The sequence below is a fragment of the Pseudonocardia sp. genome (assembly GCF_025965585.1).
Classification (GTDB): Bacteria; Actinomycetota; Actinomycetes; order Mycobacteriales; family Pseudonocardiaceae; genus Pseudonocardia.
The window spans coordinates 22,609-45,391 of the sequence record NZ_JAOPWR010000330.1; the positions used below are offsets into that span (position 1 = coordinate 22,609).

General features: G+C 72.0%; 20 protein-coding genes. 12 read left to right on the forward strand and 8 right to left on the reverse strand.

Annotated elements, in window-relative coordinates; translation table 11 throughout:
* Positions 1-58 precede the first annotated feature (58 nt).
* A complete protein-coding gene (locus JWR81_RS20160) occupies positions 59-691 on the reverse strand; it encodes a GPR1/FUN34/YaaH family transporter (protein WP_297655027.1) in 633 nt (210 codons plus the stop codon).
* Between the two features lie 138 nt (positions 692-829).
* Here JWR81_RS20160 and JWR81_RS20165 point away from each other — a divergent pair, with 138 nt between their 5' ends.
* From JWR81_RS20165 to JWR81_RS20180, 4 genes are all read left to right on the forward strand, one after another.
* Positions 830-1,432: a pentapeptide repeat-containing protein gene (locus tag JWR81_RS20165; RefSeq protein ID WP_297655030.1), complete on the forward strand. Its 603-nt coding sequence runs from the start codon at positions 830-832 to the stop codon at positions 1,430-1,432.
* Between the two features lie 34 nt (positions 1,433-1,466).
* The gene (locus tag JWR81_RS20170; protein ID WP_297655033.1) at positions 1,467-2,324 is read left to right on the forward strand and encodes a bifunctional methylenetetrahydrofolate dehydrogenase/methenyltetrahydrofolate cyclohydrolase; all 858 of its coding nucleotides are present in this window, start codon (positions 1,467-1,469) and stop codon (positions 2,322-2,324) included.
* 5 nt (positions 2,325-2,329) lie between these two features.
* A complete protein-coding gene (locus JWR81_RS20175; RefSeq protein ID WP_297655036.1) occupies positions 2,330-2,620 on the forward strand; it encodes a DUF3017 domain-containing protein in 291 nt (96 codons plus the stop codon).
* A gap of 106 nt (positions 2,621-2,726) precedes the next feature.
* A complete protein-coding gene (locus JWR81_RS20180) occupies positions 2,727-2,903 on the forward strand; it encodes a hypothetical protein (protein ID WP_297655039.1) in 177 nt (58 codons plus the stop codon).
* A gap of 190 nt (positions 2,904-3,093) precedes the next feature.
* Here JWR81_RS20180 and JWR81_RS20185 read toward each other — a convergent pair whose 3' ends face one another.
* Positions 3,094-5,283 (reverse strand): NADP-dependent isocitrate dehydrogenase, encoded by a 2,190-nt coding sequence (locus tag JWR81_RS20185; RefSeq protein WP_297655042.1) that lies wholly within the window; start codon positions 5,281-5,283, stop codon positions 3,094-3,096.
* A 158-nt stretch (positions 5,284-5,441) separates the two neighbouring features.
* Here JWR81_RS20185 and JWR81_RS20190 point away from each other — a divergent pair, with 158 nt between their 5' ends.
* The 5 genes from JWR81_RS20190 (at position 5,442) to JWR81_RS20210 (ending at position 11,165) form a co-directional block, all read left to right on the forward strand.
* A complete protein-coding gene (locus tag JWR81_RS20190) occupies positions 5,442-5,792 on the forward strand; it encodes a hypothetical protein (RefSeq protein WP_297655045.1) in 351 nt (116 codons plus the stop codon).
* A 14-nt stretch (positions 5,793-5,806) separates the two neighbouring features.
* Complete coding sequence (locus JWR81_RS20195) at positions 5,807-6,598, forward strand: exodeoxyribonuclease III (protein WP_297655048.1); 792 nt, start codon at positions 5,807-5,809, stop codon at positions 6,596-6,598.
* On the forward strand, positions 6,595-8,004 hold the full coding sequence (locus JWR81_RS20200) for a serine/threonine-protein kinase (RefSeq protein ID WP_297655051.1): 1,410 nt from the start codon (positions 6,595-6,597) through the stop codon (positions 8,002-8,004). The genes JWR81_RS20195 and JWR81_RS20200 overlap by 4 nt, the downstream gene beginning before the upstream one ends.
* Positions 8,005-8,060: 56 nt before the next feature.
* Complete coding sequence (locus tag JWR81_RS20205) at positions 8,061-8,504, forward strand: YbaK/EbsC family protein (protein ID WP_297655107.1); 444 nt, start codon at positions 8,061-8,063, stop codon at positions 8,502-8,504.
* 75 nt (positions 8,505-8,579) lie between these two features.
* Complete coding sequence (locus JWR81_RS20210; protein ID WP_297655065.1) at positions 8,580-11,165, forward strand: bifunctional FO biosynthesis protein CofGH; 2,586 nt, start codon at positions 8,580-8,582, stop codon at positions 11,163-11,165.
* 71 nt (positions 11,166-11,236) lie between these two features.
* Here JWR81_RS20210 and JWR81_RS20215 read toward each other — a convergent pair whose 3' ends face one another.
* The 3 genes from JWR81_RS20215 to JWR81_RS20225 are packed head-to-tail and all read right to left on the reverse strand — an operon-like array spanning position 11,237 to position 16,301.
* Complete coding sequence (locus tag JWR81_RS20215) at positions 11,237-13,168, reverse strand: ABC transporter ATP-binding protein (protein WP_297655068.1); 1,932 nt, start codon at positions 13,166-13,168, stop codon at positions 11,237-11,239.
* Positions 13,165-15,381, reverse strand: a complete 2,217-nt coding sequence (locus JWR81_RS20220; RefSeq protein WP_297655071.1) for a phosphotransferase — start codon at positions 15,379-15,381, stop codon at positions 13,165-13,167. Before JWR81_RS20220 ends, JWR81_RS20215 begins: the two co-directional genes overlap by 4 nt.
* Positions 15,378-16,301: a hypothetical protein gene (locus JWR81_RS20225; RefSeq protein WP_297655074.1), complete on the reverse strand. Its 924-nt coding sequence runs from the start codon at positions 16,299-16,301 to the stop codon at positions 15,378-15,380. Before JWR81_RS20225 ends, JWR81_RS20220 begins: the two co-directional genes overlap by 4 nt.
* 428 nt (positions 16,302-16,729) lie before the next feature.
* Between JWR81_RS20225 and JWR81_RS20230 the strand changes: the two genes are divergently transcribed.
* On the forward strand, positions 16,730-16,897 hold the full coding sequence (locus JWR81_RS20230) for a hypothetical protein (RefSeq protein WP_297655076.1): 168 nt from the start codon (positions 16,730-16,732) through the stop codon (positions 16,895-16,897).
* 141 nt (positions 16,898-17,038) lie between these two features.
* Here JWR81_RS20230 and JWR81_RS20235 read toward each other — a convergent pair whose 3' ends face one another.
* The 3 genes from JWR81_RS20235 to JWR81_RS20245 form a co-directional block, all read right to left on the reverse strand.
* The gene (locus JWR81_RS20235) at positions 17,039-18,514 is read right to left on the reverse strand and encodes a carotenoid oxygenase family protein (RefSeq protein ID WP_297655079.1); all 1,476 of its coding nucleotides are present in this window, start codon (positions 18,512-18,514) and stop codon (positions 17,039-17,041) included.
* A gap of 106 nt (positions 18,515-18,620) precedes the next feature.
* Positions 18,621-19,868 carry a hypothetical protein gene (locus tag JWR81_RS20240; protein WP_297655082.1) on the reverse strand — a complete coding sequence of 416 codons (1,248 nt, stop codon included), beginning with the start codon at positions 19,866-19,868 and terminating at the stop codon, positions 18,621-18,623.
* Positions 19,865-20,731, reverse strand: coding sequence for an alpha/beta fold hydrolase (locus JWR81_RS20245; protein WP_297655085.1), 867 nt, complete (start codon positions 20,729-20,731; stop codon positions 19,865-19,867). Before JWR81_RS20245 ends, JWR81_RS20240 begins: the two co-directional genes overlap by 4 nt.
* Positions 20,732-20,792: 61 nt before the next feature.
* Between JWR81_RS20245 and trpS the strand changes: the two genes are divergently transcribed.
* The gene (gene trpS, locus JWR81_RS20250; protein ID WP_297655088.1) at positions 20,793-21,818 is read left to right on the forward strand and encodes a tryptophan--tRNA ligase; all 1,026 of its coding nucleotides are present in this window, start codon (positions 20,793-20,795) and stop codon (positions 21,816-21,818) included.
* 10 nt (positions 21,819-21,828) lie between these two features.
* Positions 21,829-22,783, forward strand: a 955-nt coding sequence (yhjD, locus tag JWR81_RS20255) for an inner membrane protein YhjD (protein WP_297655090.1), incomplete at its 3' end; no start/stop codon positions are given.

Genomic DNA, 22,783 nt, shown 5'->3' on the forward strand with positions numbered 1-22,783 from the left:
ACGGAACGCCCCGTCGCGGGGGCGACGGGGCGTTCCGGGTGAGGTGGGGCGGGCGGGCTCAGCGTTGGACGGGGTTGCCCATCGCCATTGCCCTGCCGCCGAGCTCCTGGCCCATCGCGTCGAACCAGATGTAGGCGAAGATCGCGCAGAAGACGAACACCGCGATACCGCCCAGCGTTGCGAAGATCGCGGAGGCGGAGAGGACGTTGGCGAGCACCAGCGCCACGGCGATGTCGACGAACAGGAAGCCCGCGGTGAACGCCAGCGGCAGGCGCAGCGTCGCCAGCGTCAGCGCGACGAACACGATCAGCCAGGAGATGAGGAAGGTCGGCAGCAGGGCGTTGGTGGGCGTGAGGCCCAGCCAGCCGTTGGTGATCGCCGCGATCGCCACCCCGAGGCTGAGCCAGAACGCCGAGAAGGTGCCGAAGATCGCGGCGACGGCGCTCATGCCCGGCGTCCGCGATGCCCAGACCGTGGAGACCAGCAGGAACAGGCCGGACGAGAACACCACGGCCGGGACGATGGCACCCACCTGGGCCGCCGGCAGGTAGCCGACGAGCCACAGGCCGAGGCTGATGGCGCCGGGAAGGAAGGTCGCAAGCCCGAGAAGGGCAGGATTGGCGGCGGGTGCCGCGGGGGCGGCAGCGGCCGCGGCATGCGCCCCGGACTGGACGTCGCTCTCCACGCTCATTGACAGGCTCCTCGTCGAGACGGTCGGAAGGGCCGGCGGTTACACCGGTTGGAGGCACATTGTGCGCGCGATCACAGCCGGGGGGAACCTGTTTCATCGGACGGGTGAGTTCTCTACCAGGGATGGCACCCTGCCCGTATGGACGACGACGCCGAGTACGCCGATCTGGACCTGTCCGATGTCCCGACCGGTGAGAATCCGTGGCAGCGTAGGCGTTTCGTCCGATGTCGCTTTATCGATTCGGACCTCCGTGACCTCGTTACCGAATCGTGCTCTTTCGACGAGTGTGACTTCAGCGGCGCGGATCTCGGGGACTCCGTGCACCGCGGCTCGGCATTCCGCACGTGCACGGTGCGCAGGGCCACGCTGGGCGGGGCGCAGTTCCGCGGATGCTCGCTGCTCGGGACCGCCCTCGTCGACTGCAGGCTCCGCCCGCTGACGCTCACCGACTGCGATCTGACGCTCGTCGCCCTGGGACGCGCCGACCTCCGCAAGACCGACCTCTCCGGCCTGCGCCTGCGCGAGGCGAACCTCGTCGACGCCGACCTGCGCGAGACCGACCTCCGCGGCGCTGACCTGCTCGGGGCCCGGCTGAGGGGCGCCCGTCTGGAGGGGGCCGACCTGCGGGGTGCCCGCATCGACCCGGACGGGCTGGTCCAGGCCCGGCTGGCCGGCGCGACGGTCGACGCCGAGCAGGCGCTGGCCTTCGCCGCCGCCCACGGCCTCCGCGTCACCGGCTGACGCCCGCGGGCCGCGGGCTGAGAGGATGGGGGTCGTGACCGCGACGGTGATGGACGGCAAGGCGACGCTCAACGAAATCCTGGTCGAGCTCACGGGCCGGGTGGAGAAGCTGAAGGCAGCGGGCGTCACGCCGGGCCTGGGCACGCTCCTCGTCGGCGACGACCCGGGCTCCCACTCCTACGTGCGCGGCAAGCACCGAGACTGCGCCAAGGTCGGCATCACCTCCATTCAGAAGGAGCTGCCGGCCGACGCCACGCAGGCGCAGGTCGAGGCGGCCATCGACGAGCTCAACGCCGACCCCGCCTGCACCGGGTTCATCGTGCAGCTCCCCCTGCCGAAGGGCCTCGACGCGGGCGCGGCGCTCGAGCGCATCGACCCCGCCAAGGACGCCGACGGCCTGCACCCGGTGAGCCTCGGACGGCTGGTGCTCGGCGAGCCGGGCCCGCTGCCGTGCACGCCGCGCGGCATCGTCGAGCTGTGCAGGCGGTACGGCGTGGAGCTGGCGGGTGCGCGGGTCACCGTGGTCGGCCGCGGCGTGACGGTCGGGCGCCCGCTGGGCCTGCTGCTCACCCGGCGCTCCGAGAACGCCACCGTGACGCTGTGCCACACCGGCACGCGCGACCTCGCCGAGGAGGTGCGCCGCGCCGACGTCGTCGTCGCGGCGGCGGGCGTGCAGGGCCTCATCACCGCGGACATGGTGCGGCCCGGCGCCGCTGTCCTCGACGTCGGCGTCACGCGCACCGACCTGGGGCTCGTCGGTGACGTCACCCCCGAGGTGGCCGAGGTGGCCGGCAAGCTCGCGCCGATGCCCGGCGGCGTCGGCCCGATGACGCGGGCGATGCTGCTGACGAATGTGGTGGAGGCAGCCGAGCGAGCGGTCGCCGGTAGCTGAGCAGCGTGGCCGACCTCCGCACCCGCATCCCGTCGGCGCTGCCCGCGGCGTTCGTCGCCGCCGTCGCGCTGGCGGGGATGGGGCTGGTCCTCACCCAGCACTGGCGCAAGGGCGCGGTGCTGCTCGGCGCGGCTCTGCTGGTGGCGGCCGTGCTGCGGATGCTCATCCCGGTCGACCGCGTCGGCCTGCTGGCCATCCGCAGCCGCGCGGTCGACGTGCTCTGCTACAGCGGGTTCGGCGTGGTCATGGTCGTGCTGGCGGTCACGATCACCCGAGGGTCGCTCTCGGCGGGCTAGCCAGGACGCGTAGAGCGTCCGCACCAGGTCCTCGATCGACGGCTCGTCGACGCCGACGTCGCGCACCGGCACGCACTTGCCCACCTCGGTGATCAGGTCGGCCGCTGTGATGCAGCATCACGACGGCGAGCGGGCCCTGCCCGAGCCGGACGCAGGTGACGGCGACGGCCACGTCGTAGCCGCCCACCGTGCCGCGCTCGTCCGGCACGGCGACGAGCACGGCCGCCCGCAGCAGCCCGAAGACGATGTCGGTGACGAGCCCGGTGAGTGCCGCTGCCGGTAGGTGGCCCGGTAGGTGGCGTAGCGCCGGAACCCGGCCCTGACCGGCTGGGGACAGGGCGAGAGCACGCTGGCCACGCCACGGCGGCCCGCAACGGGTTCCACCCCGTCGAGCTGATCGTCCAGCAGGTACTCGGTCCTCGGAGGCGCCGATAGCTGCTGGACGATCAGCTGTGGGTCAGAACCCCACTCGATCAGAACTCGGCGAGCGCCGCGGTGAAAGTGGCGCTCGGGCGCATGACCTCGTCGGTCATCGCCTTGTCGACGTGGTAGTAGCCGCCCAGATCCACGGGCTCGCCCTGCACGCCGTTCAGCTCGCCGACGATGGTGTCCTCGTCGGCTGCCAGCCGCTCCGCCAGCGCGGTGAACATCTTCGCCAGCTCGGCGTCGTCGGTCTGCGCGGCCAGCGCCTGGGCCCAGTAGAGCGCCAGGTAGAAGTGGCTGCCGCGGTTGTCGATCTCGCCGACCTTGCGCGAGGGCGACCTGCCGTTCTCCAGCAGCTTGCCGGTGGCGTCGTCCAGGGCCTTGCCGAGCAGGCCCGCGCGCGGGTTGTCGGTCTTGTCGGCCAGGAACTCCAGCGAGACGGCCAGCGCGAGGAACTCGCCGAGGGAGTCCCACCGCAGGTGGTTCTCCCGGACGAGCTGCTGCACGTGCTTGGGCGCCGAGCCGCCGGCCCCGGTCTCGAACAGCCCACCGCCGTTCATCAGCGGCACGATCGAGAGCATCTTCGCGCTGGTGCCCAGCTCGAGGATGGGGAACAGGTCGGTGAGGTAGTCGCGCAGCACGTTGCCGGTGACCGAGATGGTGTCCTCGCCGGCCTTGGCGCGGGCCAGCGTGTACCGGGTGGCGGCGGCGACGTCCATGATCTCGATCGTCAGGCCGTCGGTGTCGAGCTCCGCGAGCTGGGCCCGCACCTTCTTGAGCACCTCGGCGTCGTGGCCGCGGGTCTCGTCCAGCCAGAAGACGGCCGGGGCGCCGGTGGCGCGGGCGCGGGAGACGGCGAGCTCGACCCAGTTGCGGATCGGGGCGTCCTTGGTCTGGCAGGCGCGCCAGACGTCGCCGGCCTCGACGTCGTGCGAGAGGAGCACGGTGTCGTCGGCCGCGTTCACGACCTGCACCTTGCCGGGGGTGCTGATCTCGAACGTCTTGTCGTGGCTGCCGTACTCCTCGGCCTTCTGCGCCATGAGCCCGACGTTCGGGGTGGTGCCCATGGTGGTGGGGTCGAAGGCGCCGTTCTCGCGGCAGAAGTCGACGGTCTCGGCGTAGAGCGCGGCGTAGGACGAGTCCGGGATGACGAACTTGGTGTCCTGCTGGGCGTCGTCGGCGTTCCACATCTGGCCCGACGAGCGGATCGCAGCCGGCATCGACGCGTCGATGATCACGTCGCTGGGCACGTGCAGGTTCGTGATGCCCTTGCTCGAGTCGACCATCGCGAGCGCCGGGCCGGTCTCGTAGCCGGTGGTGATGGCCTTCTCGATGGCCTCGCGCTTGTCGGCGGGCAGCTTCGAGAGCGCGGAGAGCACGCTGGCGAGGCCGTCGTTGGGGTCGGCGCCGACGGAGGCGAGGTCGGCGCCGTGGTCGGCGAACACGGTGGGGAAGAACTGCTTCACCACGTGGCCGAAGATGATCGGGTCGGAGACCTTCATCATCGTGGCCTTGAGGTGTACCGAGAACAGCACGCCCTTGGCCTTGGCGTCGGCGATCTGCTCGGCGAGGAACGCGTCGAGCGCGGCCTTGCGCATCACCGAGCCGTCGACGATCTCGCCGGCCAGCACCGGCAGCGACGGCTTCAGGACGGTGACGGTGCCGTCGGCCGCGACGTGCTCGATCCGGAGCTCGGCGGCGTCGGCGAGGGTGACCGAGGTCTCGGAGTGGCGGAAGTCGCCGTCGTCCATCGTGACGACGTGCGAGGCCGAGTCGGCCGACCACGCGCCCATCGAGTGCGGGTGCTTGCGGGCGAAGCCCTTGACCGAGGCGGGGGCGCGGCGGTCGGAGTTGCCCTCGCGCAGCACCGGGTTGACGGCGCTGCCCTTGACCGCGTCGTACTTGGCGCGGGCCTCGGGGTCGGTGGCTGCGTCCTCCGGGTAGTCCGGGATGTCGAAGCCGGCCTTCTGCAGCTCGACGATCGCGACCTTCAGCTGCGGGATCGACGCGCTGACGTTGGGCAGCTTGATGATGTTGGCCTCGGGCGTCTTCGCGAGGTCGCCCAGCTCGGCGAGCGCGTCGGGCACGAGGCCGAACTGCGCGAGGATGCGCGCGGCGAGCGAGATGTCGCGCGTCTCGACATCGACGCCCGCCTTGCCGGCGTAGGCCTCGATGACGGGGAGGAACGAGTGCGTCGCGAGCGCGGGCGCCTCGTCGGTGTAGGTGTAGATGACCTTCATCGTTGCTTCGGCCCTGCCTGTCGACTCGTGGTCCGGTTCTCCTGCTGGTCACGCTATCCCGTGTGGTCGGCGCGCCGCGCCCGGTGTCCGGTGATCACCACGGCGGACGGGTCCGCTCCGCTACCCTGGAGCACCCACGCCCCGCAGGAGAACGCCCGATGGCCAAGTTCGGCATCCCGACCCCGTCGCTCGGTGTCGCGCTGTTCAAGGGCTGGACCGGGGTGGTCATCTTCGGCCTGCTCCTCGCGCTGGTCGCGGTGATCGACCGCGGCGGACTCTCGGCGGTCACGCCGTCGTCGGGGTCCACCGGGTGCGCCCTGCGCGTCACCGTCGCGGAGCTGAACGTGCGGTCGAGCCCGAGCCAGACGGCGCCGCAGGTGCAGACGCTGGCCCAGGGCGCCACCGTCGACGGCACGCGCGTCGTCACCGGCGGGTTCCGTCAGCTCGCGGACGGCCACTGGGTGTTCGATCAGTACGTGACCCCGATGCCGGGCTCCACCTGCGGCTGAGGAACCCTTGGCGGGTGACCTCCGTCAGCTCGGTCAACGTCAACGGGATCCGCGCGGCCGCCGGGAAGGGCCTCGCCGCGTGGCTGGCCGGGACGGCCGCCGACATCGTCTGCCTGCAGGAGACACGCGCGCTGCCCGAGGAGATCCCCGCGGGCCTCCTCGACGGCTGGCACGTGAGCTACACGCCCTGCGGCACGGGCCGGGGCCGCAACGGCGTGGCCGTCCTGACCCGGGCGGAGCCCGAGGCCGTGCGCGTCGGCATCGGCGAGGCGGAGTTCGAGGGGTCGGGCCGCTACATCGAGGTCGACCTACCCGGTCTGACCGTCGCGTCGCTCTACCTGCCCAACGGCACCGTCGGCACGCCCAAGCAGGACGAGAAGGACCGCTTCCTCGCGCTCTTCGCCCCCTACCTGCACGAACGCCGGGCGAAGGCGGCTGCGGAGGACCGTGAGGTGCTCGTCTGCGGGGACTGGAACATCGCCCCCGCCGAGGCCGACATCAAGAACTGGCGGGGCAACGTCAAGAGCTCCGGGTTCCTGCCGCACGAGCGCGCGTGGATGGCGGAGCTGTTCGCTGCCGGCTGGGTGGACGTCGTGCGCGAGCAGCACCCGGGAGTCGACGGGCCGTACTCGTGGTGGTCCTACCGCGGCCGGGCGTTCGACAACGACGCCGGCTGGCGCATCGACCTGCACGTCGCCACGCCCGGCCTGGCCGCCCGCGCGGACGCGGCGGTGGTGGAGCGGGCGCCGAGCCACGGCGAACGCTGGTCCGACCACGCCCCGGTGACCGTGGTCTACGGGCCGTGAACCGAGTCAGCCCCACCCGGGTCATCGGTGGCCGCTATGTCGTGCTGAGCGAGCTGGGCCGCGGCGGGATGGGCGTCGTCTGGCGGGCGCAGGACCGGGTGATGGGCCGCCAGGTGGCGGTCAAGGAGCTGCACCTGCCGCAGGGGCTGAGCACCGAGGACCGCCTGCAGTTCCGCGAGCGGCTGCTGCGGGAGGCCCGCAACGCCGGGCGGCTCGACGACCCCGGCATCGTCACCGTGCACGACGTGGTCACCGACGACGGCGTCGACCACATCGTCATGGAGCTGATCGAGGCCCGCACGCTCACCGAGGTGGTGTCCGAGGACGGGCCGCTGGACGAGCGGTCGGTCACCGCCGTCGCCCAGCAGTTGCTCGCCGCGCTCAACACCGCCCACACGGCCGGCGTCCTGCACCGGGACGTCAAGCCGAGCAACGTCATGCTCGGGTCCGGCGGGCGGGTCACGCTCACCGACTTCGGCATCGCCCAGGCGGCCGACGACCCGCGGCTCAGCACCACCGGCTCGGTGGCCGGCTCACCCGGCTACATGGCGCCCGAGCGGCTGGAGGGCGAGGCGGCGGCACCGGCGTCGGACCTGTGGGCGCTGGGCGCCACGCTGTTCTACGCGATCTACGGCGAGGGCCCCTTCGCCCGCGACACCAGCGCGGCGACGACGGCGGCGGTGCTGAACGCCGAGATCCCGGTGGTGCGCGCCCGCGGCCCGATCGGCACCGTGATCGCCGGGCTGCTGCAGCGCTCGCCGCAGGCCCGGCTGGGCGGGATGCAGGCCGCGGCGCTGCTCGCCTCCCAGCCGACCACGCCGATGCCGCAGTACGGCGGTGAGCCCGTCACGTCCCCGATCGCGGTGGCCGTGCCCCGGTGGCGCCGATGGCTCTGGCCCGCCGTCGCGCTCGTCGTGGGCCTCGCCGCCGGCGTGCTCGGGACGGTGCTGCTGCGCCCGTCGACCGCGGTGGTGGCCGTGATGACCTACGGGCAGGGAGGGGACCTCCCCGTCTTCGGCGTCACCTCCGACCACTGCCTGCCCGGCCGGCTCGCGCCGGGCCGGTCGTTCCCGCCGGGGACCTACGTGAGCTGCGACTACCCGCACGACCTCGAGGTCTTCGACGTCCTGCGCCCGTTCGACACCCAGCGGGCGCTGCCCTACCCGGGGCTGGAGGACCTCAGCACCTACGCTCGGTCGGCCTGCACGCTCGTGTTCGACTCGGGTCTCGTCGCAGGCCCGGACAAGGCGAGGCTCCAGGTGGTGGGGCTCGTCCCGTCGCAGACGTCGTTCGAGGCCCGGTCCGGCTCGACGTCGAGCTTCACCGGCCGGAACGTGATCTGCGTGCTGCGCGCGGCCGACGGCAGCCGGCTGACCGGCACGCGGATCTCGGCCGACCCGGGCTGACCCCTCGTGGGAAGGTGCTGTCCGTGCACCGCAACGTCGAACTCGTGCTCGCCGCCCTGACCGCGGGCGGCGCCGACCCCGCCCGCACCGCCCGCCTCACGGTGCTGCCCGATGCGGTCTCCACGGCCGCCGCCGCGGCGGCGGCGCTCGGCATCGAGGTCGCGCAGATCGCCAACTCGTTGATCTTCGACGCCGACGGGGAGCCGCTCCTCGTGCTCACGTCCGGGGCACACCGTGTCGACACCGGGAAGGTCGCGGCGCTGGTCGGAGCCGAGCGGGTGCGCCGGGCGACGGCGGAGTTCGTGCGGGCGGCCACCGGCCAGGCCATCGGTGGTGTGGCGCCCGTCGGGCATCCCGTTCCGGTGCGCACGCTCGTGGACAGGGCGCTGGAGTCCTACGACGAGGTGTGGGCCGGAGCGGGCATCCCGCACGCCGTCTACCCCACGACGTTCGCCGAACTGGTGGCCGTCACGGGCGGCGAGACCGCGGACGTGGCGTGAGCCGGGGGAGTGAGGAGTCAGACGATCTCCCGAGAGTTGTCGAACTCCTGCGTGGCGCGACCTAGTCTTCATCTCATGCCCGATCTGCTCCCCACCCCCGAGACGCCTCCCGCCCCGTCCGCCGTGCGACGGGCGTTGCGACGGGCGCGCGACGGCGCCGTGCTCGACGTGGCCGAGGCCGCCGTCCTCCTCGCGGCCCGGGGTGAACAGCTCGACGAGCTGCTCGAGGCCGCGTCGCGCGTGCGGGACGCCGGGCTGGTGGCCGAGGGCCGCCCCGGCGTCGTCACGTACTCGCGCAAGGTGTTCATCCCGCTCACGCGGCTGTGCCAGGACCGCTGCCACTACTGCACGTTCGCCACGGTGCCGCACCGGCTGCCCGCCGCGTTCCTCGAGCGCGAGGAGGTGCTGGAGATCGCGCGCCAGGGCGCCGCGGCCGGGTGCAAGGAGGCGCTGTTCACCCTCGGCGACCGTCCCGAGGCCCGCTGGCCCGCGGCCCGCGAGTGGCTCGACGCCCGCGGCTACGACTCCACGCTCGACTACGTCCGCGCCTGCGCCATCGCGGTGCTGGAGGAGACCGGCCTGCTGGCGCACCTCAACCCCGGCGTCCTGTCGTGGGAGGAGCTGACGCGGCTCAAGCCCGTCGCCCCGAGCATGGGGATGATGCTGGAGACCACGGCCACGCGGCTGTGGAGCGAGCCCGGCGGCCCGCACTACGGCAGCCCCGACAAGGAGCCCGCCGTCCGGCTGCGCACGCTCACCGACGCCGGCCGCGTCGGCGTGCCGTTCACCACCGGGATCCTCATCGGGATCGGGGAGAACCGCACCGAACGCGCCGAGGCGATCTTCGCCATCCGGAGTGCCGCGCGGGCGAGCGGGCACATCCAGGAAATGATCGTCCAGAACTTCCGGGCCAAGCCCGACACGGCGATGGCGAACGACCCCGACGCCGACCTCGACGACCTCGCCGCCACCATCGCCGTCGCGCGCATCGTGCTCGGCCCGAAGATGCGCGTGCAGGCCCCGCCCAACCTCGTGGGCGAGGAGTTCGCGCTGATGCTGCGCGCCGGCATCGACGACTGGGGCGGCGTCTCGCCCGTCACGGCCGACCACGTCAACCCCGAGCGCCCGTGGCCCACGACCGACGAGCTGGCCGCCCGGTCGGCGGCGGCCGGGTTCGTGCTGCGCGAGCGGCTCACCGCCTACCCGAAGTACGTGCTGGCCGGGTCGCCGTGGATCGACACCCGCCTGCACGCCCACGTCGCGGCGCTGGCCGACCCGGAGACGGGGTTGGCGAACGAGTCCGCGGTGGTCGAGGGGCGTCCGTGGCAGGAGCCCGACGGCGGGTTCGAGTCCTCCGGCCGCATCGACCTCAACACCTCCATCGACACCGACGGCCGCACCTCCGACCGGCGCGGCGACTTCGCGTCGGTCTACGGCGACTGGGACGAGCTCAAGGCCGAGCTGGCGTCCCACCGGCAGGCGGCGCCCGAGCGGCTCGACTCCGACGTCCGCGCCGGGCTGTCGCTGGCCGCGTCGGACCCGTCGGCGCTGCTCGACCCGGCCAACCACGCCGCCGCACTGGCCCTCATCACCGCCGACGGGGAGGCGCTCGAGCAGATGACGCGCCTCGCCGACGACGTCCGGCGCGACGTGGTGGGCGACGAGGTCACCTACGTCGTCAACCGCAACATCAACTTCTCCAACGTCTGCTACGTCGGCTGCCGGTTCTGCGCGTTCGCCCAGCGCGAGCGCGACGCCGACGCGTTCCGGCTCTCGCTCGACGAGGTCGCGGCCCGTGCCGTCGAGGCCGCGCGGGACGGCGCCACCGAGGTCTGCATGCAGGGCGGCATCGACCCCCAGCTGCCGATCACGTTCTACGCCGACCTCGCCCGCGCGGTGAAGGCCGCCGTCCCCGGCATGCACGTGCACGCGTTCTCGCCGATGGAGATCGTCAGCGCGGCGGCGAAGGCGGGCGTGTCGGTCGAGGAGTGGCTGGTCGAACTGCGCGACGCCGGGCTGGGCTCGATCCCGGGCACGGCCGCGGAGATCCTCGACGACGAGGTCCGCTGGGTGCTGACGAAGGGCAAGCTGCCCGCGTCGCAGTGGCTGGACGTGGTGGGCACGGCGCACCGCGTGGGCATCCCGTCGTCGTCGACGATGATGTACGGGCACGTCGACGAGCCGCGGCACTGGGTCGGCCACCTGCGCACCCTCGCCGCGCTGCAGGACGAGACGGGCGGCTTCACCGAGTTCGTGCCGCTGCCGTTCGTGCACACCAACGCGCCGATCTACCTGGCCGGCATCGCCCGCCCGGGTCCAACGGAGCGCGACAACCGGGCCGTGCACGCGTTCGCCCGGCTCGCGCTGCACGGGCGCATCGACCACATCCAGTGCTCGTGGGTGAAGCTCGGCGACGACCTCTCCGCGAGGATCCTGCAGGGCGGAGCAGACGACATGGGCGGCACGCTGATGGAGGAGACCATCAGCCGGATGGCGGGCTCGGAGAACGGCTCGGCCCGCACGGTCACCGAGCTGACGGAGATCGCGGCCAAGGCCGGGCGGCCGGTGCGGCAGCGCAGCACCACCTACAAGGAAGCGGTCTCGCGTCTGGAGCCGGTGGCGGGTGCGGTGCCACGGCTGCTCCCGCTCACCTCGGCCTAGCCACGACCTGGTTGTCCTGCTCCCGCTTGATCTCGGCCGTGGGGATGCCGTTCGTGCAGCTCAGCCGGGCCTCAACCTTGAGCTGATCCGACTCGAACGTGATCTTCGGGCCGGAGTCGTCGTGATGGAGCCCCGGCTGCGCCCGCGCCGTGCGCGACGTGATGGCTGTTCTGCCGGGCGAGGAGCCGCGCGAACGGGCCCCCCGCGCTCGAGAGCTGCGCGTAGGTCCCGCACTCGGTGATCCGGCCCTGCCCGAGCACGGCGATGGCGTCGACGTCGTCGAGGGTGCTGAGCCGGTGCGAGATGAGGATGACCGTACGGCCGGCGGTGAGCCGTGCGATCGCGCTCATGACCTCGGCCTCGGCCTCGGCGTCGAGGCTCGCGGTCGGCTCGTCGAGGATGAGGATCGGGGCGTCACGCAGGAAGGCCCGCGCGATGGCGATCCGCTGGCGTTGCCCGGTGGAGAGGTTGCGACCCTGCTCGGAGACCTTGGTGTAGTAACCGGCCGGGAGCCGGGCGATGGTGTCGTGCAGCGAGGCCTGCTCGGCGGCCGCCCGGACCTCGCCGTCGGTGGCGTTCAACCGGCCCAGCGCGATGTTGTCCCGGATCGTGCCCTCGAGCAGGATGGAGTCCTGCTGGACCAGCGCGATGTTGCGGCGCAGCTCGTCGAGTGGATGGCTGCGGATGTCCGCGCCACCGAGGGTGATCCGGCCCGACCACGGCTCGTAGAAGCGCGGCAGCAACCGGGCGAGGGTGGTCTTCCCCGCACCGGACAGACCGACCAGCGCCAGGCGGGTGCCGACCTTGATCTCCAGGTCGACGCCGCGCAGCACGGGTTCGGTGCCGTGCCCGAACACGACGTGCTCGATGACGAGGTCCCCGCGGGGCTCGGGGGACGGGCCGCCGGTGACCAGGGGGTGCACCGTCTCCCGGGGTTCGTCGAGGATCTCCTGGATCCGTTCGGCGGCGCTGGCCGCGGTCGAGCCGAGCAGCATGAGCTTCGACAGGTCGCGCATCGGCTGGTAGAGCAGTTTCGAGTAGGCCAGGAAGACGGTGAGCGAGCCGATCGTGAGGCTGCCGGTGGGGATGGTCAGGAACAGCACCGAGTAGGACTCGCCCTGCCCGCCGGCGACGAGGGCGCCGACCGTGATGATCACGACGTTGCTGATCGTCACGAGGATGAGGACGAGAGGGCTGAACTCGGCCTGACGGCGGCCGGCGCGCAGGCCCGCCCGGCGCTGGTTCTCCGACTGGCGCTGCAACAGGAAGGCCATCCAGGTCTCGACCGTGTACGCCTTGATCTCGGCCATGGCGTTGATGCTCTCGGTGCCCACCTGGGCGACCCGGCCGGCCGCGCGGGCGGTCTCCTTGGACGCCTTCTTGATCCACCGCGTGTACAGCAGGACGACTGCGAACATCGGCGGGGCGACGAACATCGACAGCACCGTGAACTGCCAGTTGATCGACAGCATCACGGCCAGGATCCCCAGTAGCAGCAGGATGCCCGAGAGCAGGTCGACGAGGCCGTCGGTCACCAGCTTCTCGATGTCGGTCACGTTCCCGGTGATGCGCTGGACGAGGTCGCCGATGCGCTTGCGGCCGTGCCAGCTCAGCGTCAGGTGCTCGAGGTGCAGGAAGATCCGGCGGCGCAGCCGCGCCCCCGTCTCCTGACCGATCCGCGTCGCGATGCGCAGCTCGACGAACGACGCGAGGGCTCCCGTCCCGCCCAGTGTCAGTGCCAACGCCCCCGCGAACAGGACGACCCCCAGCTGGCTCGGGCCGCCGGTCGCAGACGGGTCCGCGCCGGTGAGCCGGTCGAAGCCGCTGACCAGTGATCCGACGAGGAACCCCTCCGGATCGCGGTGGTCGACGATCTTGTCGAGGACGAACTTGAGCGGGAAGGCCATCAGGACGTCGCAGGCGACGGACACGAAGGTCAGCGTGATCGCGACGGCGACCAGCCACCGTTGGCCCTCGAGGTTGCGGTAGAGAAATCGGATCATCGTGCCGTCGGCCCCCCGCGCGCGAACCGGCGAAGGCAGGAGTCGATGTCGGCCAGCACGGCCTCGACCTCGGCAGGACGCGGGCTCTGCAGCCTCCGCGCGCGCCGGGACGCGATCTTGAGCAGGCCGGCCGCCTCGTATACGCCGGCCCGCGCGAGCAACGCGTACCCTACGCCGACGCCACCACCCGCGGCGGCCCGGACGTAGGCGTCGAGGAACACCTCCCGGTTGTGCTCGTACCAGCTCCGCCGCCCGTGGCGACCTCGCCAGTAGCCGGACGGACGCAGGTAGGCGAGGAAGTACCCGATGTCGAAGGCCGGATCGGCGAGGCTGAGCCCGTCGAGGTCGGTGATCACGGGAACGCCCCGGCCGCAGAACACGAGCTGGCTGGGTTTGAACGCTCCGTGCGACGGCATCGGGCGATGGCCGCCCGCGTGCTCCAACGCCGTCGCCACGGCTTGCGCCCGGGGCATCACCTCGCCCGCCAGATCGGGTACGTGTTCGACGAGCGCAGCAGCCCATGCCTGGGACCGGGCGGTGTGGTCGGAGCCGCATCGCTCCCGCAGCCCGTCCCGGAACCCGCAGGTGTGCAGCGCCGCCAGCGCCGCGGCTGATCCGGTGACGTCGGCGTCGCACCGGCCGGGGCGCAGCGCGGCCGTACCAGCGACCGCGGTGACGGCTCCGCCGCCGCCGGCGGCCTCGCTGAGCACCATGGCCGGCACCGCGACCAGCGCGATCGGCCGTGGGATCGGCGCGCCCGCGTCCCACAGCTGCATCGCGCGGTGATGCGCCACCGCGGCGTCGTCGCCCCGCCGGTAGAGCTTCCCGAACATCGCGAGCTCCCGGTCACCCGATGCGGCCGGGCCCGGCGACGTCCTCACCCGGTACCGCACGACGCAGCGCGATCCCGGCTTGTAGCGGACAGCGGTCGCGTCGATCGAGACCAGACGGGCGTCCGTGTCACCGAGGACCGCGCGGACGGCCGCAGCGAGCTCCCCGTCGAGCCCGGAACCGGCGGGTTCCAGCGCAGCGGCCAGCCCGGGCAGGTTCGCGTCGGCGGGGAAGGTCCGCACGGACATGCGGTCCCACGGCCGCTGCCCGATCATGTCCTGCTCGGCGAGCGTGACGGTCAGCAGGTCGCCCGCCGGCCCGCTCGCCGAGGACGTGCGGTAGACGGCGACCACGCCGTCACCGCGCTTGCGCCGTAGCCGCACCACACGCGGGTGCGGGTCAGCGGACGGCGGTGTCTGCACTCCCGACGATCCCGCGTCGATGCGGCCGAGCACGTGACGTACCGCGTGGTGGAGCAGCGCGGGGCCGATCCGTGGATGCGATCTCGGCTCTCGCCGCCGGTCGGGAAGGTCGCGGCGGCGGGCAGGAACGGGGACCAGCGCCGGCGCCGGGGACGGAACCAGCCCATCGACGAGAGCCGCGAGCGTTTCGGGTGCCCCCCGCACCCCCCGGCATCCCGGGAACGCGTTGACGTCGACGATCACCGGGCCACGTGCTGTGGCCACGATGTCCACCCCGTAGACCTGCAGGTCGTAGAGCTTGCCGACATCGCGCACGAGGTCGAGCCATTCCGGCGGAAGATCGGCGGGATCGAGCCGGAGGGTCGCCCGGGTCGCCGCGTGCTCGAGCGGCGTACGGCGCAGGCCCACGAAGATCTCGCTGCCCACAACCCAGACCTTGTGGTCCCAGCCGTCACTGGGCACAACTTTCTGCACGACGACGGGTTCTCGCGCCCATTGCTCGGCGAGAACCCGCAACTCCGTGAGGCCGCCCACTCTCGCCACGAGGTCCCCGCGACTGCTGAGCCTGCTCTTGACGACCAACGGGAATCGTAGTGCGGCGGCGTTCTCCAGATAGGCGAGCAGTCCGGACAGCCGCGCGAACGAGTAGGAATGGGGAAATGGCAACCCCCGATCCCGGGCCCGTTCGGCCATTCGGACACGATCCTGGCAGAAGCGTGTGGCGGTGGCCGAATTCACCACCTGCGCACCGGCGCTCTCAGCGACGCCGGCGAGCCGCAGGGCATCGGCGGAGTGCCCTTTCAGCAGGTACACCTCCGCCGGGCCGCGTCGGATCGCATCCTCGAGGTCCGGCCCCGCATCGGGGCGGACGACCTCGACCCGGTGCCGCACACCCACCACGTCGGCGAAGCCGCGGAGCAGCGGATGATCCGGCTCCGCCGTCAGCAGGCCGATCCTCATTGCCGCACTGCCCCGGAGCAGACGTCGACCGCGACCGTCTCCGCCCAGCGCGGCGCAGGAATCGACAGGTCCACAGGACCGCCGGCAAGCAGGGATCCGACGGGCTCGGACCGTCCTTCGGCGGCCAGTCGCAACACCGTTCGGGCCACCCGCGCCGCGGCATCGGGCACGCTGGTGAAGCTCGGGAAGTCGTTGACGTCCACGACGACCCAGCCCTCCGGGCCCTCCACCACGTCGACCCCGTACAGATCGAGGTTGAAGGCCTTCCCCACGTCGGTGACCAACTCGGCCAGCTCGTCGGGCAGGGCCACGGTCTGCGTGTCGACCAGGACGTCGGGATGCAGCGGCGAGCGTTGGACGGTGGCGTGCAACTCGCCACCGGTGTCGTAGACCTTGATGTCCACCCCGGGATTCGCCACGTAGGACTGGGCGAGCAGCCAACCCTCCCCGCCCGCGCCCAGGCGCGCGGCCAGCTCGGCCGGGCTGTTGACCAGCCGCACCCCTCGGCCGGAGCTGCCGTTGGCCGGCTTGACCACCAGCGGATAGTGCTCGGCCGGCACGGTCCGGAGCAGCTCCGGGACGGCTGCGAAGTAGGTCAGTGGAAACGGCAGGGAGTGGCGTCGCGCGATGGCGGCCGCGATGGCCTTGTCCCGCACCGGACGTACCGCACGGGCGTCGTTGATGGTTCTCACCCCGGAGGCCGCTGCGGCCTCCAGCAGGCTCAGCCCGGGCCCGTCCGACACCGACTTGAGGACCCACGCATCATGGCGGTTCTCCCGGAACAACTCCGACACCCGGGAGAGAGCATTCGCCGGTTCGAACACATCGACATCGTGGCCCCATTCGGCCAGTCGGCGCGCAACAGCAAGGGGCATGGTGTCAAGCCGGTAGCAGTCCTCGACGATGAAACAGAGATTCATTTGCCCGCTCCCGGCATCCCCGTGGATGAGACCTGAACGGAAGGTTAACGGGAGGTATAGGCGGTTCGCCAGAGCTTTACCGTGGCTTAACTCGACTGGCGCACTCGGGGTTCTTTCCACAATTGCGCGACAAATCGACCGTCATCCTTTCGACGCCAGTAGGAACGCCCTGGCCCCACACGGTCCAGTGTGGATCGAATGGTGTGAGTGCCGCGTGCACGCGAACGAGACGATGCAACTTTCGGGGTCGGCAGAACCGTCCCGCATCGACGATACCGCCGGTACCGGCCGGGGCCTGCTCGTCCTGATGAGACGTGGACGGCCACCCCTGATACGTCCGATCGGAGTTCGCGTGCGTGTCGTGCGACCCCGGCCCGAACGGTCGTGAACGATCTCGAACGGGAACGGTGACGCGTACCGTGGCGGTCATGGGAGTACTCGGAGAGCTGTTCCCCGGACGGAAGATCCAGGACGAGGCCGGCGAGGCCGGTGACGGCCAGAAGTGGCGCCTGGGCCCGATCGACCTGGAGAACGGCGTGGTCGAGGTCCACCGGTCCGCGGCCGAGCCGGAGACCGTCGAGGACGACGAGGGCTGAGCACGGCCGAGGGCCCGCCCCGGTCGGTGCGGACCCCGGTTCCTGCGCGGGCTGGAGATCAGCCGTTCGCAACCGTGAACGGTCCCGGCCGAGCTGATCGCGACCCTCGACCGGGGGACGCCCAGCCGGATGGTCGGGCGCTCACGACCCGGTCCGGAGCTGGTCGGAGCGCACCCACGTCGCGTGGAAGCCGACCGGCACCCGCTGGGGCAGGAGCACCCGCGCCACCGGGCCTGCCGTCAGGTCCGACGCGTCGAGGATCTCGACCTCGCTCCGCCCGTCGCGCTCGTCGGTCACGAACGACACGAGGTAGCCGTCCTCCTCGCCGGTGCTGCCGTCGCGCGGGGCGAACGGGGCCTCGCTGCCGAACCGGCCCGGCCCGAAGCGGTGGTCCTGCCGCTCGCCGGTGACCCGGTCGTAGCGCAGCAGCCCGTCGAACTTGACGGTCTCGGCGTCGGCGATGTGCACGTTGTAGGCGTACCGCGACGGCGCTCCGCAGACGCGGGAGTCGATCGACGGGAACTCGGTGTTGACGTCGTCGAGCTGCGCCTCGGTGGTGGTGCCGCGGTCCAGGTCGAAGACGTAGCGGTGCAGCCGCGCGTCGAGGCGCAGGTAGCCCAGCAGCTTGCCGAGCGCCCCGGGGCGGGTGGGCTGCGGCTCCGGACGCGTGACGCGGCAGACGTCCAGCACGATCGTGCCGTGCCCATCGGAGGAGGCCGACTCCCAAGCGTTGACGACGTGGTAGATGTAGCACGGCTCCGCGGTGAACCAGCGGATCTCCGATGCCTGCCCGCGGCGCGGGATCACCCCGAACCGCGACGGCGTCTCCCGGTCGAACGTGATCTTGTAGCGGCCCTGGCGCGCCGCGGCCTGGTCCTGGATCAGCGGCAGGTCCATGAGGATCGAGTGGTTCCTGGTGATCGCCATGTCGTGCGGCAGCCGCGGGCCGGGCAGGTCGATCGCCACCTCGTGCTCGATGCCGCCCGACGCGCCCACCACGCCGTAGCGCAGCAGCGGGTCGCGGGCGCCGTAGTCGAACCACATCAGCTCGCCGGTGCGCTCGTCGACCTTCGGGTGCGCCATGACGTCGCCGCGCAGCGTGCCGAGGAACGTCTCGGCGCCGAGTGTCTCCAGCGACAGCGGATCCAGCCCCATCGGCTGCCCGCACAGGTACCAGGTGGCGAGGACCTTGCCGTCGTGGTGGATCAGGTCGGTGTTGGCGCTGTCCTTGAACGGCAGGCCACGGGCGGTGCCGGTGAGGTTGCCGCGCGGGGCCTCCATGACGCCCGTCCAGAGCGCCCCGCCCGCGGCTTCCTCCTGGCCGAACGCGCGGGTGCGGACGTACCGGTTGCGGTAGCGGGCCGTGCCGTTCTCGAACGACATCGCGTGGACCATGCCGTCGCCGTCGAACCAGTGGTAGCGCCCGGGCGCGTCGTAGCGGCGGTTGGGGCCGTTGCGCAGGTAGACGCCGTTGAGGTCGCGCGGGATCTCGCCGATCACCTCGAGGTCGTCGGCCGTGATCTCGTCGCGCACGGGGGCGTAGATGCCCAGGAGGTAGGGGTTCTCCTCCTCGGTCCCCATCTGCTCGGCGAGCGCGATCGGCTGGTCGACGGTCATGATTTTGCCCCCGCGGGAAGTGGTACGTCGGCGGGCATGCGGCCTCCTCGATGAGGAGATCGACGCTACGACGGGCCCTCGGGCGCCCGCTACCCCCGAACGTCGATCAGGCGCCCGCCTTCAGCGACCACTCCGCCCCGTCGGCGCCGTCCCGCACCTCGACGCCCGCCGCGGCCAGCTTGTCACGCAGCAGGTCGGAGGTGGCGAAGTCCTTGGCGGCGCGGGCGGCGGCGCGGCGCTCGATCAGCGCCTCCACCAGCGGCGCGATCCTCTCGGCCGGGTCGCCGAGGCCCTCGCCGGCCGCGGCGGCCAGCTCCAGCACCATGCCGCGCAGGGTGCGGCGGGCGTGGTCGCCGTCGTCGGACTGCAGCGTGTCGGCCGTCCAGTCGGCGATGGCCTGCTCCAGCTCGAGGACGGCGGCGGCCGCGGCGTCGGCGTCGCGGTCGTCGAGGGCCTTCACGAACGCGGCGCGTGCGCGGTCGGCGGCGTCGCGCAGGGACGACGCCGGGCTCTCCTGCCCGATCGCCGCGTCCGGGGCCTCGATCCGGGCGACCGGCGTGCTGGTGGCCCCGGGGTCGCGGGCGGCCAGGGACGCGGTCGGCACCGTCGTGCCGGACGTCAGCACGCGCGACTCGCCGTCGTGGCGCACCGTCACCGTGCCGTTGCCGAACACCTGGGCGGTGCCGGCCTCCAGGTCGAACACCAGCGCCGTGTGCTCGTCCACACCGATGACGTGCGCGCCCTCGGGCAGCGTCCCCTCCAGGAAGCGCAGCCGGCGCTCGCCGAGGTAGCAGAAGCGCGTGGAGTGCGTGCCGCCCTCGGTGTTGTCGTAGTGCGGGATCAGCGCGGCCCGCAGGCCCGTCAGGCGTTCCAGCAGGTCGGTGCCCTCGGCCCACACGGGGTCGGCACCGCTCTTGTAGATCTCGTACACCGGCACCGTCGCGACGCCGATCGTCAGCGCGGCCGCGCTCGCGAACGTCACAGTGCCGCCCGCCGCCGCCAGCGCGGCCACCGCGTCGTCGAAGCCGGTGCCGGCCCACACGCGCAGCGCGTACGTCGGGCTGCCCGGGCCGGCGAACACCGACCGGGCACCGCGGACGGCCGCGAGCGCGCGGTCGAGGTCGGTGCCCTCGACGCGGCTGCGCCAGGGGAGCGGCGTGACGGTCCGCCCGACGTTGCGGGTGAAGTAGGCGAGGGCCTTCTCGGTGATGTCGTCGGCGTTCTCCTGGAAGCCGTAGGGCGTGTCCAGCAGCAACGACGGGCCGTCACCGGCCGCGCGCAGCGTCGCCCGGTGCACCTCGACCATCGTCGGGGCGGTCTCGCCCGAACCCATGATCACCAGACGGCCGTTCACGCCAGTCCTTCGATCAGCTCGGCCACGCGCTGCGGGTACTGCGCGTGCAGGTCGTGGTCACCGCCCCGGAACTCGACGACCTCGGCGTGGGCCAGCCCGGCGGCGGCCTCGGCGAGCAGCTCGCCCTTGCGCCCCGGCCCGTCGGGCGAGACCGCGGCCAGCAGCAGCACCGGGCAGCGCACCAGCGGGTACAGCGTCCGCGGCCGGTGGCGCAGCATGCTGCCGACGATGGCGCGATGCCGCTCGCGGCTCAGCCACGGGGTGACGAGGCCGTCGTGGTCCTCGTAGAGGTTGGCCAGCGTGGCGTCGATGGCCCAGGGCTCCCAGCCGGGGTGGCCGGACGTCAGCATCGCCCGCAGCCGGTCGGCCGTCATGCCGTCGAAGCGCGGCGGGGCGAGCACGGTCCAGGCGTCGTCGAGGGTGGGGAACTGGTCGCCCAGGTGCAGCCACCCGCCGTCGACCAGGGCGAGGCCGTGCACGAGCCCGGTCCGGTCGGCGGCCAGCTGAAGCACGACGTTGCCGCCCCACGACTGGCCGGCCACCACCGGGGCGTCCCAACCGAGGCCCGCGCAGATGTTGGCCAGGTCACGCGCCGCGGCCTGGGTGGCGTCGACGGCGGGGGCGTCGAGATCGTCCTCGTCGTCGGTGTCGGAGACGGGGGCGGACGTGCCGTGCCCGCGCAGGTCCACGGCCACCACGGGGTGCCCGGCGGCGGCGAGGTGGGCGCCGACGCCGTCCCAGAGGCGCGCGTTGGACGACAGTCCGTGCACCAGCAGCACCGGTCGCCCGGCACCGCCCTGCCACGACCGGGCGCCCAGGCCCACCGGCCCGGCGTCGACCGTGATCACTTCGGGGGGTTCCACAACGGGTGAGCCTATGGCCGCCCGGCGACAATCGCCTGGGCACGGCTGGGAGAATCGACACATGGCCACCCCACCCACCGACCGCCGCCCCCGGGTGCTCTCCGGCATCCAGCCGACCGCGGACTCGTTCCACCTCGGCAACTACCTCGGTGCCGTGCGGCAGTGGGTGGCTCTGCAGGACGACCACGACGCGTTCTACTTCGTGCCCGACCTGCACGCGATCACCGTCGAGCACGACCCGAAGACGCTCGCCGACCGCACCCGCAACGGCGTCGCGCAGCTGCTCGCCCTGGGCCTCGACCCCGACCGCTGCACCGTGTTCGTGCAGTCGCACGTGCCCGAGCACGCGCAGCTGGAGTGGGTGCTGGGGTGTCTCACCGGCTTCGGCGAGGCCAGCCGGATGACGCAGTTCAAGGACAAGTCCGCCAAGCAGACGGCCGACCGCGCCACCGTCGGGCTGTTCACGTACCCGATCCTGCAGGCCGCCGACATCCTGCTCTACAACGCCGACCGCGTCCCCGTCGGCGAGGACCAGCGCCAGCACGTCGAGCTGACGCGCGACCTGGCCCAGCGCTTCAACTCCCGGTTCGGGCGGACGTTGACGGTGCCGGAGCCCTACATCCTCGCGGGCACGGCGAAGATCCAGGACCTGCAGGACCCGACGGCGAAGATGAGCAAGTCCAGCTCCAGCCCGGGCGGCATCGTCAACCTGCTGGACGACCCCAAGGTGAGCGCGAAGAAGATCCGCTCGGCCGTCACCGACACCGAGCGGGAGATCCGCTTCGACCTCGAGACCAAGCCGGGCATCTCCAACCTGCTGACGATCTACGCCGCACTGACCGACCGCAAGATCTCCGAGCTCGAGGCCGACTACGCGGGCAAGGGCTACGGCGATCTCAAGAAGGACCTCGCCGAGGTGGTCGCGGAGTTCACTACTCCGCTCGCGGAACGGGTACGGACCTATCTGGACGACCCGGCCGAGCTCGACCGGGTGCTCGCCAAGGGCGCCACCCGGGCGCGTGAGGTCTCCAGCGCGACTTTGGCCGCCGTCCACGACAAGATCGGGTTCCTTCCGCCGACGATATGAGGTGACGAGCGTGGCTTCCCTTGCTACCGCCGTGGACAGGGACGCCGACGCCGTCCGTGAGAAGGCGGCGCAGAAGCCCGCGGCGCCGTCGAAGTTCCAGCAGCTGCGCGACCGCCACGAGTGGCTCGACCACCTCGTCCGCGCCGGGCAGCGCTACACCGAGCGGCACGGGGACCACTACGCCGCCGCGATCACGTACTTCAGCGTCCTGGCACTGTTCCCGCTGATCCTCGTGGCGGTCGCTGCGCTGGGGTACGTCCTGTTCCTGCAACCCGACCTGCTCGACCAGCTCAAGGCCGGTATCGGCAAGAACGCGCCGGGCGGTCTCGCCCCCCTCATCATCCAGATCGTCGACAACGCCATCGCCTCGCGCAACTCGATAGGGATCATCGGCCTGGTCGGCGCGCTCTACACCGGGATCGGCTGGATGTCGAACCTGCGCGAGGCGCTGTCCGAGCAGTGGGGGCAGCCGCCGTCGGCCCCACCGATCCTGAAGAAGACTCTGTTCGACCTGCTCACTCTCGTCGGCCTCGGGCTCGCGATGGTCGGTTCGTTCGCGATCACCGGGCTCGCGTCCGGGTTCGCCGGGACGATCCTGGAGCTCGTCGGGCTGTCCGAGCAGGGCTGGGCGGTGTTCCTGCTCGGCGTGCTGGGTGTCGTGCTCGGGCTCGTGGCGAACTGGTTCATCTTCGTCTGGGTGATCGCCCGGCTGCCCCGCCAACACGCCACCTTGCGGAGTGCGGCGAAGGCCGCCGTGCTCGGCGCCATCGGCTTCGAGGTGCTCAAGCAGATCATGACGGTCTACCTGACGTCGGTCACGGAGTCGCCCACCGGCCAGATCATCGGGCCGTTCATCGGCCTGATGGTGTTCGCGTTCTTCACCTCCCGCTTCATCCTGTTCGTCACGGCCTGGGCCGCCACGGCCAAGGACAACGAGCAGGAGGAGCCGGCGCCGGTCCCCGGCC